Origin of the sequence: Pseudomonas sp. CROZ-RG-20F-R04-15, assembly GCF_022662375.1 — a bacterium.
In the GTDB taxonomy this organism is placed as follows: domain Bacteria; phylum Pseudomonadota; class Gammaproteobacteria; order Pseudomonadales; family Pseudomonadaceae; genus Aquipseudomonas.
In genome coordinates, this window is sequence record NZ_JAKNQL010000002.1 from 194,669 (window position 1) to 212,965 (window position 18,297).

Genomic DNA, 18,297 nt, shown 5'->3' on the forward strand with positions numbered 1-18,297 from the left:
AGTCTAGTCTGCCGGATGACGATTAGTAAGCTATCGAAATCGGCCTCGCCCCATTGCCTTCACGCGGCTTGTTTTGAGGAAATTTAGAGCGAAAGTCGTGCCATTCAGTTCGGTTTTATTTAAACCGTTTGTAATCAATGGCTTGTCTTTGAAGGCGGGAAGTGGGTGCTGGAAAATTGACTGGATTGTGACGCTCTCGAGCGGCAAATGCATGCCGCGACAGGAATCTGCCGCGGCAACAAATGCGACGTATGGCAGTTATTGCGCGTTGAATGCCTGACCGTTGATGCCGGTGCTGTCCGGGCCCATCAGGTACAGGTAGACCGGCATGATCTCCTCGGGCGTCGGATTGTTCAGCGGGTTTTCCCCCGGATAGGCCTGCGCGCGCATGCTGGTGCGCGTACCGCCCGGGTTGATGCTGTTGGAGCGTACCGGCGCTACGCCGTCGACTTCATCGGCCAGGGTTTGCATCAAGCCTTCGGTGGCGAATTTCGACACGCCATAAGCGCCCCAGTAAGCACGGCCCTTGCGCCCGACGCTGCTGGAGGTGAACACCACCGAAGCATCCTGAGACAGCTTGAGCAGCGGCAGCAGGGTGCTGGTCAGCATGAACATGGCGTTGACGTTGACCTGCATGACGCGCATGAAGTTTTCGCCGGACAACTGCTCGATCGGCGTGCGCGGGCCAATGATCGAGGCATTGTGCAGCAGACCATCGAGGTGGCCGAATTCGGTCTCGATCATCGCTGCCAGCTCGTCGTACTGATGGGGCAGGGCGGTTTCGAGGTTGAACGGAATCACGGCGGGTTGCGGATGGCCCGCTGCTTCGATGTCGTCGTAGACCTGCGTCAGATTCGCTTCAGTCTTGCCCAGCAGGAGCACGGTGGCACCGTGAGCGGCGTAGGTTTTCGCCGCAGCCGCGCCAATGCCACGACCGGCACCGGTGACCAGAATGACCCGATCCTTGAGCAATTCGGGACGAGCGGAGTAATCAAACATAAAAACCTCATCATGGAGTCAGATCGTTCCCCACGTTCCGCGTGGGAATGCAGCCAATGACGCTCTGCGTCAGGCCTCAGCAGCTGCAAAGCGCGCTATCGAGCACCTTGCGCAACTCCGACGGGTGATCCACCACCACGTCCGCGCCCCAATGCCGCGGATTGTCGTCCGGGTGGATATAACCAAACGTCACCGCCGCGGTTTTCGTACCGGCATCGCGGCCCGATTCGATATCACGCAGATCATCGCCGACAAACAGAACCGTCGCCGGATCCAGATCAAGCATCTTGCACGCAAGGATCAACGGCTCCGGATCCGGCTTGCTGTTCTTCACATGATCCGGGCAGATCAGCAGTGCCGAGCGCTCGGCCAGCCCCAGTTGTTGCATGATCGGCTCAGCAAAGCGCAAAGGCTTGTTGGTGACCACGCCCCAGATCAGGTTGGCCTTCTCGATGTCGGCGAGCAGTTCGCCCATGCCATCGAACAGCTTGCTGTGCACCGCGCAGCCGACCAGATAGCGCTCAAGGAACTCCAGACGCAGTTCTTCGAAGCCCGGCGATTCCGGGTCCATCGAAAACGTCACCGCGACCATGGCTTTGGCGCCGCCGGAAATCTCGTCGCGAATGTGCTTGTCGTTCATCGGCGGCAGGCCACGATCGGCGCGCATCGCCTGGCAGATGGCGATGAAGTCCGGCGCCGTGTCGAGCAGGGTGCCGTCCATGTCGAAGAGAACTGCTCTGATGGCCATCGGCTTACTCCTCGCGCAGGGTCTGGATCATGTAGTTGACGTCAACATCGTTGGCCAGCTTGTAGTGCTTGGTCAGCGGGTTGTAGGTCAGGCCGATGATGTCCTTGACGGTCAGGCCGGCCATGCGGCTCCAGGCGCCGAGCTCGGACGGGCGGATGAATTTCTTGAAGTCGTGAGTGCCACGCGGCAACAGCTTCATGATGTATTCAGCGCCGATGATGGCGAACAGATACGCCTTCGGGTTGCGGTTGATGGTCGAGAAGAACACCTGGCCGCCGGGCTTGACCATGCGGAAGCAGGCGCGGATCACCGATGACGGATCAGGCACGTGCTCGAGCATCTCGAGGCAGGTCACTACGTCGAACTGCTCAGGCATTTCTTCGGCGAGGTCTTCGGCGGTGATCTGGCGGTATTCGACGTTGACGCCGGATTCCAGCTGATGCAATTGCGCGACCGCCAGCGGCGCTTCGCCCATGTCGATGCCCATCACAGTGGCGCCGCGTTGCGCCATGGCTTCGCTGAGAATGCCGCCGCCGCATCCGACGTCGAGGACCTTCTTGCCGGCCAGATTGACCCGTTCGTCAATCCAGTTGACCCGCAGCGGGTTGATGTCGTGCAGCGGTTTGAATTCGCTTTCGCGGTCCCACCAACGATGGGCCAGGGCTTCGAATTTGGCGATTTCGGCGTGGTCGACGTTGCTCATGGTCAATTCCTCTAAAACTTGAAAAAGGGCTGTAGCCCCGGAGTCTGCTCCGGGGTGTTTACGATTCGGTGTGGCCGCTGATGCGCTGGCCCCAGGCCCGGGCGGTAGCGCCCAATTGTTCTTCGTCGAGTCGGGTCAGACGCCGGTCGTCGAGCAGTTGTTTGCCGGCGACCCACAGGTGTTTCACGCAATCGCGACCGGTGGCGTATATAAGTTGCGAAACCGGGTCATACACCGGTTGCTGGGCCAGGCCAGACAGATCGAAAGCGACGATGTCGGCAGCTTTGCCGATTTCCAGCGAGCCGACTTGCGCTTCGATCCCTAGCGCCCGCGCGCCATTGAGCGTGGCCATGCGCAGTGCACGGTGGGCGTCCAGCGCCGTGGCCGAGCCGGCGACGGCTTTGGCCAGCAGGGCGGCAGTGCGGGTTTCGCCGAGCAGATCCAGATCGTTATTGCTGGCGGCGCCATCGGTGCCGACCGCGACATTCACGCCAGCCTGCCACAAACGCTCCACCGGACAGAAACCGCTGGCCAGTTTGAGATTGGATTCCGGGCAATGGATCACGCTGGTGTTGCTTTCTACCAGCAACGCCAGGTCGTCATCGCTGATCTGGGTCATGTGCACGGCCTGGAAACGCGGGCCGAGCAGGCCCAGACGACCGAGGCGAGTGAGCGGGCGTTCGCCGTGTTGCTCCAGCGCTTGCTGGACTTCGAACGCCGTTTCGTGGACATGCATGTGGATCGCCGCGTCCAGTTCCTCGGCAATCACGCGGATTTTCTCGAGGTTCTCGTCGCCGACGGTGTACGGTGCATGAGGACCGAAGGTGATCTTGATGCGATCGTGATGCTTCAAGTCGCCGAACAGCTCGACGCCCTGACGAATGGCTTCATCGGCGTTCGCGGCGCCTGGAATCGGGAAGTCGAGGATAGGAATCGCGATCTGCGCGCGAATGCCGCTGTTGTGCACGCGTTCACTGGCGACTTTCGGGAAGAAATACATGTCCGAAAAACAGGTGATGCCACCCTTGATCTGCTCGGCAATGGCCAGATCGGTGCCGTCACGCACGAAATCTTCGCTGACCCATTTCGCTTCGGCCGGCCAGATGTGGTTTTCCAGCCAGGTCATCAGCGGCAGATCATCGGCCAGACCACGGAACAGCGTCATCGCCGCGTGGCCGTGAGCGTTGATCAGGCCGGGGGCGAGCAGCACGTCCGGCAGTTCGCGGATTTCAGTGGCGTTACACTTCAATGCTTCGGCGCGCGGGCCGATAAACACGATGCGACCGTCGCGGATGCCCAGGCCGTGCTCCTTGAGCACAACGCCTGCAGGTTCGACGGGTACCAGCCAGGTCGGCAGCAATAATAAGTCGAGCGCAATGGCAGGTTTCGGCATCGAGGGTCGGTTCCAGTGCTTTTGTAAAGGATGGCGAAGTATACCCGAGCGTCTTCGCGGGGGGATCGCTATAATCGGCGGCTTTTGTTCATGAGTGCGGGGTGTAGGATGCGCGATCGACTGTTGGCTGCGGAAAAAGTGAAGGCCATCGATTGGCGTGACAGCGCGCTGCACCTGCTGGATCAGCGTATTTTGCCGTTCGAAGAAACCTGGATCGCCTACACCAGCGCCGCTGGCGTGGCTGAAGCGATTCGCTCGATGGTGGTGCGTGGCGCGCCAGCCATTGGCATCAGTGCGGCGTATGGCATTGTCCTCGCGGCCCGTGCGCGGATCGCCGAAGGTGGCGACTGGTATGCGGCACTGGAAGAGGATTTCGCCTTGCTGGCCGATTCCCGTCCGACGGCGGTCAATCTGTTCTGGGCGCTCGGCCGTATGCACGATCGCCTCGATCGCTTGAAAGAGAATGCCGATCCGCTGGCGGCACTGGAAGCAGAAGCCATCGCCATCCACGAAAGCGACCGTGAAGCCAACCTGACCATGGCCCAGCTCGGCGTTGATCTGATCCGCAAGCATCAGGGCAATGCCCAGGCAATTCTGACCCATTGCAATACCGGCGCGCTGGCCACCGGCGGCTTCGGCACCGCGCTGGGGGTGATTCGTGCGGCGTTTATTGAAGGTATGGTCGAGCGCGTTTATGCCGACGAAACCCGCCCGTGGTTGCAAGGCTCGCGCCTGACCGCGTGGGAGCTGGCCAACGAAGGCATCCCGGTAACACTCAATGCTGACTCCGCTGCCGCGCACATCATGAAAACCAAAGGCGTGACCTGGGTGATCGTCGGTGCTGACCGCATCACCGCCAACGGCGACGTGGCGAACAAGATCGGCACCTATCAACTGGCGGTCAACGCCATGCACCATGGTGTGCGTTTCATGGTGGTGGCGCCGAGTTCGACCATCGACATGAATCTGGCCAGCGGTGATGACATCCCGATTGAAGAGCGTGACGGTGCCGAGTTGCTGGAAGTCGGCGGCAAGCGCGTCGGTGCGGACGTTGAAGCGTTCAACCCGGTGTTTGATGTGACGCCGGCGGATCTCATCGACGCGATCGTCACCGAGAAGGGCATCGTCGAACGCCCGGACACCGCGAAAATGGCCCAGTTAATGTGCCGAAAACGCCTGCATTGATTGGCTTGATGTCTGCGTTGTTCTCTTCGCGAGCAGGCTCGCTCCCACAGATTTTGTGATCACCACAGAACCCTGTGGGAGCGAGCTTGCTCGCGAAGGGGCCTTAAAAGTCAATAAACATCCGCAAATCCGCCCTCAAATCTGCATTCAAAGAAGCTCTGAGCTTCTCTCGTCCCCGTTAAGCCTGTCACCGGTCAACTAACTATGCTCCATGCGCATCTGGGGGATAGGTGCGTGGCGGCCTTTGTGATAACATCCGGCGTTTTCCGAGGCAGCTCCACGGAGCTGTCTTTACTGCGCAAATCCACGATCCAGTGTTGATTTGTCGTAAGTCGGCGCATGGCACTCGGCCTGCACCGACGAGCTTCGTTGCTCCCACATGGATATGACGAAGTTTCACCAGAAAAAGGAATCAGGCTTCTCATGGGCGAACTGGCCAAAGAAATCCTCCCGGTCAATATCGAAGACGAGCTGAAACAGTCCTACCTCGACTACGCGATGAGCGTGATCGTCGGCCGTGCACTGCCGGATGCGCGCGATGGCCTCAAGCCCGTGCACCGTCGCGTACTGTTCGCGATGAGCGAGCTGGGCAACGACTTCAACAAGCCGTACAAGAAATCTGCCCGTGTTGTCGGCGACGTGATCGGTAAGTATCACCCGCACGGTGATACTGCGGTGTACGACACCATCGTTCGTATGGCACAGCCTTTCTCCCTGCGCTACCTGCTGGTAGACGGTCAGGGCAACTTCGGTTCGGTCGACGGCGACAACGCTGCGGCGATGCGATACACCGAAGTGCGCATGACCAAGCTGGCGCACGAGCTGCTGGCTGACCTGCACAAAGAAACCGTGGACTGGGTGCCGAACTACGACGGCACCGAAATGATCCCGGCGGTCATGCCGACCCGTATTCCCAACCTGCTGGTCAACGGCTCCAGCGGTATCGCCGTGGGCATGGCGACCAACATTCCGCCGCACAACCTCGGTGAAGTCATCGACGGTTGTCTGGCGCTCATCGACAACCCTGAGCTGACCGTCGATGAACTGATGCAATACATCCCCGGTCCGGACTTCCCGACCGCTGCGATCATCAACGGTCGTGCCGGCATCATCGAAGCCTACCGCACCGGTCGCGGCCGTATTTACATGCGTGCCCGCTCGATCATTGAAGACATCGACAAGGTCGGTGGCCGTCAGCAGATCGTCATCACCGAGCTGCCGTACCAGTTGAACAAGGCACGTCTGATCGAGAAGATCGCCGAGCTGGTCAAAGAGAAGAAGCTCGAAGGCATCACCGAACTGCGCGACGAGTCCGACAAGGACGGTATGCGCGTCGTGATCGAACTGCGCCGCGGCGAAGTGCCTGAGGTGATCCTCAACAACCTCTACGCCCAGACCCAGCTGCAATCGGTATTCGGCATCAACATCGTTGCGCTGATCGACGGCCGCCCACGCATCCTTAACCTCAAGGATCTGCTGGAAGCCTTCGTCCGTCACCGTCGCGAAGTGGTTACCCGCCGTACCGTGTTCGAACTGCGCAAGGCGCGCGAGCGTGGCCACATCCTCGAAGGCCAGGCCGTTGCCCTGTCGAACATCGACCCGGTTATTGCCCTGATCAAAGCCTCGCCGACGCCGTCGGAAGCTAAAGAAGCACTGGTCAGCACGCCTTGGGAATCCTCGGCAGTGGTGGCGATGGTGGAACGTGCCGGTGCCGATTCGTGCCGTCCGGAGAACCTCGATCCGCAATACGGTCTGCGTGAAGGCAAGTACTTCCTGTCGCCAGAACAGGCGCAAGCCATTCTGGAACTGCGTCTGCACCGTCTGACCGGTCTGGAACACGAAAAGCTGCTGGCCGAGTATCAAGAGATTCTCAACCAGATCGGCGAGCTGATCCGCATCCTCAACAGCGCCGTGCGCCTGATGGAAGTGATCCGCGAAGAGCTGGAAGTGATCCGCGCCGAATACGGCGACCAGCGTCGCACCGAGATTCTCGATGCCCGTCTCGATCTGACCCTGGGTGACATGATCCCGGAAGAAGAGCGCGTCGTGACCATCTCCCACGGTGGCTACGCCAAGACCCAGCCATTGGCTGCGTACCAGGCTCAGCGTCGTGGCGGTAAAGGCAAGTCGGCTACCGGCGTCAAGGATGAGGACTACATCGCTCACCTGCTGGTTGCCAACAGCCACACCACGCTGCTGCTGTTCTCCAGCAAGGGCAAGGTGTACTGGCTCAAGACCTACGAGATTCCGGAAGCGTCCCGCGCTGCCCGTGGTCGTCCGTTGGTCAACCTTCTGCCATTGAGCGAAGGCGAATACATCACCACGATGTTGCCGGTCGATCTTGAAGCCATGAAGCGTCAGGCTGAAGAAGAAGAGGCTGAAGGCGTTGAGGCTGATGTAGAAGAAATCGAAAACAGCAACGAGACCGACGAAGAGCGTCGTGCCCGTATCAAGGCTGCCGACCGCAAGAAAGCCCCGTTCATCTTCATGTCGACCGCCAATGGCACCGTGAAGAAGACCCCGCTGGTGGCCTTCAGCCGTCAGCGTAGCGTTGGTCTGATCGCGCTGGAGCTGGACGAAGGCGACATCCTGATCTCCGCTGCCATCACCGATGGCGAGCAGGAAATCATGCTGTTCTCCGACGGCGGCAAAGTGACGCGCTTCAAGGAATCCGAAGTTCGCGCCATGGGTCGTACCGCTCGCGGTGTGCGTGGTATGCGTTTGCCGGAAGGGCAGAAACTGATTTCCATGCTGATTCCGGAAGAAGGCAGCGAGATACTCACGGCCTCCGAACGCGGCTACGGCAAGCGTACGGCGATCACCGAGTTCCCTGAATACAAGCGTGGCGGTCAGGGCGTTATCGCCATGGTCAGCAACGAGCGTAACGGCCGTCTGGTCGGCGCGGTTCAGGTGCAGGACGGTGAAGAAATCATGTTGATCTCCGATCAGGGCACTCTGGTGCGTACCCGTGTCGACGAAGTGTCGAGCCTGGGCCGTAACACTCAAGGTGTCACGCTGATCAAGCTGGCCAAGGATGAAACTCTGGTCGGGCTGGAGCGGGTTCAGGAGCCTTCGGAAATTGAAGGTGAAGAGCTCGAGGGTGAGGAGGGCGAGGAATTCGAAGGCAGCGTCGTGATCGACGACGCTGGCGAAGACCAGCAACTCGACGCCGCAGCAGACGAAGAACCGCAAGAATAAGCGGGCAAACGAGGGGGCGGATGAGAATTCGCCCCCTTGTTATTTGTCCGGTATGAAATTTCGACATCATGGAGATCCCCTGTGGGAGCGAGCCTGCTCGCGAATGCAGGCGCTGCGGTACCTCTGACGCACCGCGGTGATGCATTCGCGAGCAGGCTCGCTCCCACAGGGCCGTGTTGATCGGTAGTGTGATTTATTGCGTGATACCACCAAATCAGAGCGAGATTGGATGTGAGCAAGCGAGCCTATAACTTCTGCGCCGGTCCTGCGGCGCTTCCTGAAGCTGTCCTGCAACGTGCTCAAGGTGAACTCCTTGATTGGCACGGCAAGGGTTTGTCGGTCATGGAAATGAGCCATCGCAGTGATGAGTTCGTGTCCATCGCCACCCAGGCCGAGCAGGATCTGCGTGACCTGCTGAATATCCCGTCGAACTACAAAGTGCTGTTTCTGCAAGGTGGCGCCAGCCAGCAATTCGCGCAGATCCCGCTGAACCTGCTGCCTGAAGGCGGCTCGGCCGACTACATCGACACCGGTATCTGGTCGCAGAAAGCCATCGAAGAAGCCTCGCGCTACGGCCACGTCAACGTTGCCGCCACTGCCAAGCCATACGACTATTTCGCCATCCCGGGCCAGAACGAGTGGAACCTGTCGAAAGACGCCGCTTACGTTCATTACGCACCGAACGAAACCATTGGCGGTCTGGAATTCCAATGGATCCCGGAAGTCGGTGATGTGCCGCTGGTCGCTGACATGTCTTCGGACATCCTCTCGCGTCCGGTCGACATCTCGCGTTTCGGCATGATCTACGCCGGCGCGCAGAAAAACATCGGGCCGAGCGGCATCGTCGTCAACATCATTCGTGAAGACCTGCTCGGCAAGGCGCGCGCGCTGTGCCCGACCATGCTCGACTACAAGGTCGCAGCCGATAACGGTTCGATGTACAACACCCCGCCGACTTTGGCCTGGTACTTGTCCGGTCTGGTGTTCCAGTGGCTGAAAGAGCAGGGCGGCGTCGATGCGATCGCCAGGCTCAACGACGTCAAACAGCGCACGCTGTACGACTTCATCGACGCCAGCGGCCTCTACAGCAACCCGATCAACAAATCGGATCGCTCGTGGATGAACGTGCCGTTCCGTCTGGCTGACGATCGTCTGGACAAGCCTTTCCTCGTCGGTGCCGAGGCGCGCGGTCTGCTCAATCTCAAGGGCCACCGCTCCGTGGGTGGCATGCGCGCCTCCATCTACAACGCCGTCGACATCACCGCGGTTAACGCGCTGGTGGCGTACATGGCTGAATTCGAGAAGGAACACGGCTGATGTCCGAGCAAGAACTCAAGGCACTGCGCGTTCGCATTGACGCTCTGGACACCAAAGTCATGGAGCTGATCAGTGAGCGTGCGCGTTGCGCCCAGGAAGTCGCGCGAGTAAAGATGGCCTCGCTGGCCGAAGGCGAAGTGCCGGTGTTCTATCGTCCCGAGCGCGAAGCTCAGGTGCTCAAGCGAGTTATGGAGCGCAATCAGGGACCGCTGGGTAACGAAGAGATGGCGCGCTTGTTCCGCGAAATCATGTCGTCGTGCCTGGCGCTGGAGCAGCCGCTGAAAGTGGCTTACCTCGGCCCTGAGGGTACTTTCACCCAAGCCGCAGCGATGAAGCACTTTGGTCACGCCGTGATCAGCAAGCCGATGGCGGCGATCGATGAAGTGTTCCGTGAAGTGGCTGCCGGCGCGGTGAATTTTGGCGTGGTCCCGGTGGAAAACTCCACCGAAGGCGCGGTCAACCACACGCTGGACAGCTTCCTCGAGCACGACATGGTCATCTGCGGCGAAGTCGAGCTGCGCATTCACCATCACCTGTTGGTTGGTGAAAACACCAAGACCGACAGCATCAGCCGTATCTACTCTCACGCGCAGTCGCTGGCTCAGTGCCGCAAGTGGCTGGACGCGCATTACCCGAATGTCGAGCGCGTCGCGGTTTCCAGCAACGCCGAGGCGGCCAAGCGGGTTAAAGGTGAATGGAACTCGGCGGCGATTGCCGGCGACATGGCGGCCGGTCTGTATGGCCTGACCCGTCTGGCCGAGAAGATCGAAGACCGTCCGGACAACTCGACGCGCTTCCTGATGATCGGTAACCAGGAAGTGCCGCCGACCGGCGACGACAAGACTTCGATCATCGTGTCCATGAGCAACAAACCCGGCGCGCTCCATGAGTTGCTGGTGCCGTTCCATGACAACGGGATCGACCTGACCCGTATCGAAACGCGTCCGTCACGCAGTGGCAAATGGACCTACGTGTTCTTCATCGACTTCGTCGGCCATCACCGTGATCCGTTGATCAAGGGTGTGCTGGAAAAGATCAGTCAGGAAGCAGTAGCACTCAAAGTGCTGGGTTCCTACCCGAAAGCAGTTCTCTAAGGGGCGGTAGCAAATGAGTGGCAATTTCCTCGCTCTGGCACAGCCGGGCGTGCAACAACTTTCGCCGTACGTTCCGGGCAAGCCTGTGGACGAACTGGCGCGTGAGCTGGATCTGGATCCGGCAAAAATCGTCAAACTGGCGAGCAATGAAAACCCGTTGGGCGCGAGTCCAAAAGCCTTGGCGGCGATCCGCGAAGAGCTGGCCGAGCTGACCCGTTATCCGGATGGCAATGGTTTCGCGCTGAAATCGCTGCTGGCCGAGCAATGCCGCGTAGACCTCAATCAGGTCACGCTGGGCAACGGTTCCAACGACATTCTTGAGCTGGTCGCGCGTGCCTATCTGGCGCCGGGCCTCAATGCGGTTTTCAGCGAGCACGCGTTCGCGGTATATCCGATTGCTACTCAAGCGGTCGGTGCTCAGGCCAAAGTGGTACCGGCCAAGGATTGGGGGCATGACCTGCCGGCAATGCTCGCGGCCATCGATACCAACACCCGCGTGGTGTTCATCGCCAACCCGAACAACCCGACCGGCACCTGGTTCGGCGCTGAAGCGCTGGACGAGTTCCTGCAGGATGTTCCGGAGCATGTGCTGGTGGTGCTCGACGAGGCTTATATCGAGTACGCCGAAGGCAGCGATCTGCCGGACGGTCTGGATTTCCTCGCTGCTTACCCGAATTTGCTGGTATCGCGCACGTTCTCCAAGGCCTACGGTCTGGCGGCGTTGCGCGTTGGTTACGGTCTGTCGACTGCGGTTGTTGCTGATGTGCTGAATCGTGTTCGCCAGCCGTTCAACGTCAACAGCCTGGCCCTCGCGGCAGCCTGCGCAGCGCTGAAGGATGAGGAGTATCTGGCGCAAAGCCGCCAACTCAACGAGTCCGGCATGCAACAACTGCAGGCTGGTTTTCGTGAGCTGGGTCTGAGCTGGATCGAGTCCAAAGGCAACTTCATTTGCGTCGACCTCGCTCAAGTCGCGGCTCCAATATTCCAGGGTCTGCTGCGCGAAGGTGTGATCGTGCGTCCGGTGGCCAACTACGGCATGCCGAACCACCTGCGGGTGACTATCGGTCTGCCGGCGGAAAACAGCCGTTTCCTTGAAGCGCTGCGCAAGGTTCTGGCTCGTGGGTGATGTCACTGCACTGCAATCTGCTGCACCTATGATCGGTCGCCTTGTGGTGGTGGGTCTGGGGTTGATCGGTGGTTCGTTTGCCAAGGGCTTGCGTGAAAGCGGCGTGTGTCGCGAAGTGGTCGGGGTCGATCTCGACCCGCAATCGCGCAAGCTCGCGGTCGAGTTGGGTGTGGTTGATCGCTGTGAGGATGACCTGGTTGCGGCATGCCAAGGCGCTGACGTGATTCAACTGGCAGTGCCGATCCTGGCCATGGAAAAACTGCTCGCGCGTCTGGCGAGCATGGATCTGGGGCAGGCGATTCTGACTGATGTCGGCAGTGCCAAAGGCAATGTGGTGCGCGCGGCAACTGAGGCGTTTGGCGGTATGCCGGCGTGCTTTGTGCCGGGCCATCCGATCGCCGGTTCCGAGCAGAGTGGGGTGGAAGCCTCGAATGCCGAACTGTTCCGTCGTCACAAGGTGATTCTTACGCCGCTCGAGCAAACCGATCCGGTTGCGCTGGCGGTGGTCGACCGTCTCTGGCGAGAACTGGGCGCCGATGTCGAGCACATGCAGGTCGAGCGTCACGATGAGGTGCTGGCTGCGACCAGTCATCTGCCGCACCTGCTGGCCTTTGGTCTGGTCGACTCGTTGGCCAAGCGCAATGAAAATCTTGAGATCTTCCGTTACGCTGCGGGCGGTTTCCGCGATTTCACAAGAATCGCCGGAAGCGACCCGGTGATGTGGCACGACATCTTTCTCGCCAACCGCGAAGCTGTCCTGCGCACACTCGATACATTTCGCAGCGACCTCGACGCCTTGCGCGACGCGGTCGATGCAGGGGATGGGCACCAATTGTTGGGCGTTTTCACTCGCGCCCGGGTTGCCCGCGAGCATTTCAGTAAAATCCTGGCCCGCAGGGCCTATGTGGACGCTATGAATTCCAACGATCTGATCTTCCTGGCTCAACCTGGTGGCCGCCTGTCCGGTCGGATTCGCGTACCGGGTGACAAATCCATTTCCCACCGTTCGATCATGCTCGGCTCGCTGGCCGAAGGCGTCACCGAAGTCGAAGGCTTCCTTGAGGGCGAAGACGCTCTGGCGACTTTGCAGGCGTTCCGCGACATGGGGGTGGTCATCGAAGGCCCGCACCACGGCCGCGTGACCATCCACGGTGTCGGCCTGCATGGCCTGAAACCGGCGCCGGGCCCGATCTATCTGGGCAACTCCGGTACGTCGATGCGTCTGCTCTCCGGCCTGTTGGCTGCGCAGAGCTTCGACAGTGTTTTGACCGGCGATGCCTCGCTGTCCAAGCGTCCGATGAATCGCGTGGCCAATCCACTGCGTGAAATGGGTGCCGTGATTGAGACCGCTGCTGAAGGTCGTCCGCCGATGACCATTCGCGGCGGCCACAAGCTAAAAGGTCTGACCTACACCATGCCGATGGCCAGTGCGCAGGTGAAATCCTGCCTGCTGCTCGCCGGTCTGTACGCTGAAGGCAAGACCACCGTGACCGAGCCGGCTCCGACTCGCGACCATACCGAGCGCATGTTGCGTGGCTTCGGCTACCCGGTGAGTGTTGAAGGTGCGACGGCTTCGGTTGAGTCTGGCGGCAAACTGACCGCAACTCATATCGAAGTGCCGGGCGACATCTCGTCGTCGGCGTTCTTCCTGGTCGCGGCATCGATCGCCGAAGGTTCGGAGCTGGTGCTTGAGCACGTTGGCATCAACCCGACCCGCACCGGCGTCATTGACATCCTGCGTCTGATGGGCGCTGACATCACTCTGGAAAACCAGCGTGAAGTCGGCGGCGAGCCTGTGGCTGACCTGCGCGTGCGAGCAGCTAAACTCAAAGGTATCGAGATTCCTGAAGAGTTGGTTCCGCTGGCTATCGACGAATTCCCGGTGCTGTTCGTCGCTGCGGCCTGTGCTGAAGGACGTACCGTACTGACTGGCGCCGAAGAGTTGCGGGTCAAGGAATCGGATCGTATTCAGGTCATGGCAGACGGTCTGTTAGCGCTGGGCGTGAAATGCCAGCCGACCCCGGACGGTATCATCATCGACGGCGGCCAGATCGGCGGCGGCGAAGTGCATGGTCACGGCGATCACCGTATCGCGATGGCATTCAGTGTGGCCTCCCTGCGCGCCACCGCACCGATCCGTATCCATGATTGCGCCAACGTCGCGACGTCGTTCCCTAACTTCCTCGCGCTGTGCGGGCAGGTCGGTATTCGTGTGGCGCAAGAGGCTCAGTCGTGAAAAACATTGCACCGGTCATCACCATTGATGGGCCAAGCGGCTCGGGCAAAGGCACCGTAGCCGGAATTCTGGCCAAGCGTCTGGGCTGGAACCTGCTGGATTCCGGTGCGTTGTACCGCTTGCTGGCATTTGCTGCGCACAACCACGGTGTCGATCTGACCAATGAAGAGCTGCTGAAGAAACTTGCCGCTCATCTGGATGTTCAGTTCATTGCGGCGACCGAAGGTCAGTTGCAGCGAATCATTCTGGAAGGCGACGAAGTCAGCGATGTCATCCGCACCGAAAGCGTCGGCTCCGGCGCTTCGCAAGTGGCTGCATTGCCCGCCGTGCGCGAGGCGCTGCTGCAGCGCCAGCGTGCTTTTCAGGAAGCACCGGGCCTGGTAGCCGACGGTCGCGACATGGGCACGGTGGTTTTTCCTGACGCGCCGCTGAAGATTTTCCTGACCGCCAGTGCCGAGGAGAGGGCGCGCCGTCGATATTTGCAGTTGAAGGGCAAAGTCGAGGGTGTTAGTCTGTCGAGTCTGCTAGATGAGATCCGTGCACGCGACGAGCGTGACACCCAGCGAGCGGTAGCCCCGCTTAAGCCGGCGGCTGACGCCATACAGCTGGATTCCACGGAGTTGTCCATCGATCAGGTGCTTGAACGCATCATGAGCGAGATCGCCATTCGCGATATCGCCGGGTGACCAAGAAGGTCGCAGGGGACCAGTCATAGTCCTGCGGCGCTTCTTCTATATGAAACTAACCCACACCGTCTGGGGTGTGGAGATGGGCGTATCCTTCGCCCTCATTTACAGGAATTAAAATGAGCGAAAGCTTTGCGGAACTCTTTGAAGAAAGCCTAAAAACCCTGAACCTTCAGGCAGGCTCCATCATCACCGGTGTTATCGTTGATATCGATTACCAGGCTCGCTGGGTAACCGTTCACGCTGGCCTGAAGTCTGAAGCACTCATCCCGCTTGAGCAGTTCTACAACGACGCTGGCGATCTGACTATCAATGTCGGTGACGAAGTTCACGTTGCTCTGGACTCGGTTGAAGACGGTTTCGGTGAAACCAAGCTGTCCCGTGAAAAAGCCAAGCGCGCCGAGTGCTGGATCGTTCTGGAAGCAGCCTTCGCAGCTGAGGAAGTGGTCAAGGGCGTTATCAACGGTAAGGTTAAAGGCGGCTTCACTGTCGACGTTAACGGCATCCGTGCGTTCCTGCCAGGTTCCCTGGTTGACGTCCGTCCAGTGCGCGACACCACGCACCTGGAAGGCAAAGAGCTGGAATTCAAGGTCATCAAGCTGGACCAGAAGCGCAACAACGTTGTCGTTTCCCGTCGCAGCGTCCTGGAAGCCGAGAACTCCGCCGAGCGTGAAGCTCTGCTGGAATCCTTGCAGGAAGGCCAGCAAGTCAAAGGTATCGTCAAAAACCTCACCGATTACGGCGCATTCGTCGATCTGGGTGGCGTGGACGGCCTGCTGCACATCACCGACATGGCTTGGAAGCGCATCAAGCATCCTTCCGAGATCGTCAACGTTGGTGACGAAATCGACGTCAAGGTTCTGAAATACGATCGCGAACGCAACCGTGTTTCCCTGGGCCTGAAGCAACTGGGCGAAGATCCGTGGGTTGCTATCAAAGCCCGTTACCCAGAAAGCACTCGCGTTACCGCTCGTGTAACCAACCTGACCGACTACGGCTGCTTCGCTGAGCTGGAAGAAGGCGTTGAAGGTCTGGTACACGTTTCGGAAATGGACTGGACCAACAAGAACATCCACCCTTCGAAAGTCGTACAAGTCGGCGACGAAGTGGAAGTTATGGTTCTGGACATCGACGAAGAGCGTCGTCGTATCTCCCTGGGCATCAAGCAGTGCAAATCTAACCCATGGGAAGATTTCTCTGGCCAGTTCAACAAGGGCGATAAAATCTCCGGCACCATCAAGTCGATCACCGATTTCGGTATCTTCATTGGTCTGGACGGCGGCATCGACGGTCTGGTTCACCTGTCCGACATCTCCTGGAACGAAGTTGGCGAAGAAGCTGTTCGTCGTTTCAAGAAGGGCGACGAGCTGGACACCGTTATCCTGTCGGTTGACCCAGAGCGCGAGCGTATCTCCCTGGGTATCAAGCAACTGGAAAGCGATCCGTTCTCCGAGTACGTCTCGGTTAACGACAAAGGCGCAATCGTTACTGGCACCGTGAAAGAAGTTGACGCCAAAGGCGCCATCATCGTTCTGGCCGACGATATCGAAGCGACTCTGAAAGCCTCCGAAATCAGCCGTGACCGCGTTGAAGACGCGCGCAACGTTCTGAAAGAAGGCCAGGAAGTAGAAGCCAAGATCATCAGCGTTGATCGTAAGAGCCGTGTAATTCAGCTGTCGATCAAATCGAAAGACGATGCTGAAGAGAAAGAAGCAATCCAGAGCCTGAAAGAAGGTGAGGCTGCTGCTCCTGCCGATACCACTATGGCTGCACTGCTGCGTCAAGCAATGGCCAAACAGAACTAAGTTCTGCTTGATCATGAAAAAGGGCGACTTCGGTCGCCCTTTTTTGTGCCTGCGCCAAGCATCGCGCGCTGCGTGTAAGCGAAACTGTCTTGGGGGTTGTGTCTAGTGGTATCGAGATGAAAATCCTCTTCCCATTCGGCAAGGGGAGGTGCTAGTCGGAGGCAGGGGCGGGGCGTGGGTGATGTGACGAACTGTTGCTCGAAGATAGTCGCGCTGCTCGATCTTTAAAGGGTATCTGTATTTTATCAATGCTCCGGTGAGTAGAAGGCCCCCACATAAAATTTTCCGGTGCATGTATTACGGGGTAGTGAAAGGCTGCTAGGCTTAAGCGAAAAAGCACTATGTGCATATCGGGGCTTAAGACATGGATCGTGCCACTTTTTTAACATCTGGAATCAGTCGAGATGCATTCGGCATTGAAATAGGTCCTTTTTACAATCCAATCGCACCCAAAGCACACGGTTGGAATACAACGGTTATCGACTATACCGATCAAGAAGGCCTACTCAACCTTGCTCGTAACCATACGGCCCAGGTTATAAGAGATATGGCATCAAATATTGAGGTGGTGGACGTAGTCTGGCGAGGAGAGCCGATCGATCAAGCATGCCTATCGATCCGAAAAGAGGGCTTTCACTATCTTATCGCTAGTCATGTTATTGAACACACTCCCGACATAATCAGCTTTCTGCGTCAAGTGTCAAATCTCGCAGACAAAGATTTCATCCTCTCCCTTGCAGTTCCCGATTGCCGTCGGACGTTTGATTTTTTTAAGCCTCTGTCCACTACAGCGGATGCATTGCTCGCCTATCGCCAAAAACGTTCTTTGCACGCGCCGGAAACAATGTTCGTTGCCTACTCATGCTCTCTTTGGGTGAACGGTGTGGGGGCGTGGTTGCCTGGACAGACGGGAGAGTTAAGGCTGCCGGATCGTTTGGATGAAGCACACCTAAAATACACTGATTATCTTAGTAGATTCGAGACTGGAACCCAAAGCTATGTAGATTCTCATTGCTGGTATTGGACTCCAAGTAGCTTCGAAATGATGATTCTGGAACTAAATTATTTAGGTTACGTGGATTTTATTATCGACACTTTGGAGTCACAGCCCTCATCCGAGTTTCTTGTGCGTCTGAGAAAAGGGAAATGTCATCTTGGTGCCGAAGAGTTGCATGAAAGAAGGCTGCATCTCATGATGAATACTAGGCGTGAACTGGCGGAAGCATCTGCAATGGTGCTTATCCAGAATAAGGAGGAGGACGCCGTTATGAAATCAAAAATTAGCAGCCAAGAGATCACGTTGGCGGAGTTGCGTGCCGATCTTGCTTCAGCTCAGCGACAGATTCTCGATATGGAGAACTCCACTTGTTGGAGATTAACAAAACCTATTCGCGCAGCGAAAAGCCTATTGATTCGGTGAGTTTTTGCTCAACGATTACCCCTGTGTAACAAGAGTATCGTGCGGTAATGGGCAGCTTCCACTCGGGGTGCCCGATTAGCGAAGCGTGTGCTGCATCGGCGCTCGACGGGCGAGACCCATAATGGGAGTCGGTAGCGCCCCAAATGATAAGGCGCTTCCGAAAACGCTGTGGGATCGACTCGGGTTGCTCTCACGACTGGATGCGATAAACCGGCTTAAACACATAGCCTGAACCTTCATATCAGAAGCCGTACGTAAGATGGTGTGGTATGAGGGGCGAATGTAAATCCGCCTCCTCAAGTCCCGTCATCGGGCCTTCCTGCAATCTTGGCATGAAACTAATGCCTTTGCCCGCAGGTCTGTTGCTTTAATCGGTTTAATCGGTTT

At 58.4% G+C, this 18,297-nt stretch carries 13 protein-coding genes and 1 pseudogene; 10 read left to right on the forward strand and 4 right to left on the reverse strand.

Annotated features, from left to right (window positions below; genetic code table 11):
• Nucleotides 1–258: 258 nt before the first annotated feature.
• The 4 genes from L8H52_RS05245 to L8H52_RS05260 form a co-directional block, all read right to left on the reverse strand.
• Entirely contained in the window at nt 259–999 is a 741-nt protein-coding gene (locus L8H52_RS05245; RefSeq protein WP_242205771.1) for a YciK family oxidoreductase, read from the reverse strand.
• A gap of 76 nt (nt 1,000–1,075) precedes the next feature.
• On the reverse strand, nt 1,076–1,747 hold the full coding sequence (mupP, locus tag L8H52_RS05250; protein ID WP_127929289.1) for an N-acetylmuramic acid 6-phosphate phosphatase MupP: 672 nt from the start codon (nt 1,745–1,747) through the stop codon (nt 1,076–1,078).
• A gap of 4 nt (nt 1,748–1,751) precedes the next feature.
• Nucleotides 1,752–2,450, reverse strand: coding sequence for a bifunctional 2-polyprenyl-6-hydroxyphenol methylase/3-demethylubiquinol 3-O-methyltransferase UbiG (gene ubiG / locus L8H52_RS05255; RefSeq protein ID WP_016986963.1), 699 nt, complete (start codon nt 2,448–2,450; stop codon nt 1,752–1,754).
• 58 nt (nt 2,451–2,508) lie between these two features.
• Nucleotides 2,509–3,843, reverse strand: coding sequence for a TRZ/ATZ family hydrolase (locus tag L8H52_RS05260; protein WP_242205769.1), 1,335 nt, complete (start codon nt 3,841–3,843; stop codon nt 2,509–2,511).
• Between the two features lie 108 nt (nt 3,844–3,951).
• Between L8H52_RS05260 and mtnA the strand changes: the two genes are divergently transcribed.
• From mtnA to L8H52_RS05310, 10 genes and pseudogenes are all read left to right on the forward strand, one after another.
• Nucleotides 3,952–5,028 (forward strand): S-methyl-5-thioribose-1-phosphate isomerase, encoded by a 1,077-nt coding sequence (gene mtnA / locus L8H52_RS05265; protein ID WP_242205767.1) that lies wholly within the window; start codon nt 3,952–3,954, stop codon nt 5,026–5,028.
• Between the two features lie 423 nt (nt 5,029–5,451).
• Nucleotides 5,452–8,226, forward strand: coding sequence for a DNA gyrase subunit A (gene gyrA, locus L8H52_RS05270; protein ID WP_242205765.1), 2,775 nt, complete (start codon nt 5,452–5,454; stop codon nt 8,224–8,226).
• Between the two features lie 231 nt (nt 8,227–8,457).
• On the forward strand, nt 8,458–9,543 hold the full coding sequence (serC, locus tag L8H52_RS05275) for a 3-phosphoserine/phosphohydroxythreonine transaminase (protein ID WP_212549006.1): 1,086 nt from the start codon (nt 8,458–8,460) through the stop codon (nt 9,541–9,543).
• A complete protein-coding gene (gene pheA / locus L8H52_RS05280; RefSeq protein ID WP_007908404.1) occupies nt 9,543–10,637 on the forward strand; it encodes a prephenate dehydratase in 1,095 nt (364 codons plus the stop codon). The genes serC and pheA overlap by 1 nt, the downstream gene beginning before the upstream one ends.
• 13 nt (nt 10,638–10,650) lie before the next feature.
• Nucleotides 10,651–11,763: a histidinol-phosphate transaminase gene (gene hisC, locus L8H52_RS05285; RefSeq protein ID WP_242205763.1), complete on the forward strand. Its 1,113-nt coding sequence runs from the start codon at nt 10,651–10,653 to the stop codon at nt 11,761–11,763.
• Nucleotides 11,764–11,791: 28 nt separating this feature from the next.
• Nucleotides 11,792–13,999, forward strand: coding sequence for a bifunctional prephenate dehydrogenase/3-phosphoshikimate 1-carboxyvinyltransferase (locus tag L8H52_RS05290; RefSeq protein ID WP_242206004.1), 2,208 nt, complete (start codon nt 11,792–11,794; stop codon nt 13,997–13,999).
• Nucleotides 13,996–14,685, forward strand: coding sequence for a (d)CMP kinase (gene cmk / locus L8H52_RS05295; RefSeq protein WP_064391442.1), 690 nt, complete (start codon nt 13,996–13,998; stop codon nt 14,683–14,685). The genes L8H52_RS05290 and cmk overlap by 4 nt, the downstream gene beginning before the upstream one ends.
• Before the next feature lie 119 nt (nt 14,686–14,804).
• Nucleotides 14,805–16,490: a 30S ribosomal protein S1 gene (gene rpsA, locus L8H52_RS05300; RefSeq protein WP_093435292.1), complete on the forward strand. Its 1,686-nt coding sequence runs from the start codon at nt 14,805–14,807 to the stop codon at nt 16,488–16,490.
• 364 nt (nt 16,491–16,854) lie between these two features.
• The gene (locus L8H52_RS05305; RefSeq protein ID WP_242205761.1) at nt 16,855–17,910 is read left to right on the forward strand and encodes a class I SAM-dependent methyltransferase; all 1,056 of its coding nucleotides are present in this window, start codon (nt 16,855–16,857) and stop codon (nt 17,908–17,910) included.
• 95 nt (nt 17,911–18,005) lie between these two features.
• A pseudogene (locus L8H52_RS05310) lies at nt 18,006–18,142 on the forward strand (group II intron reverse transcriptase/maturase); the annotation flags it as partial.
• Nucleotides 18,143–18,297 lie beyond the last annotated feature (155 nt).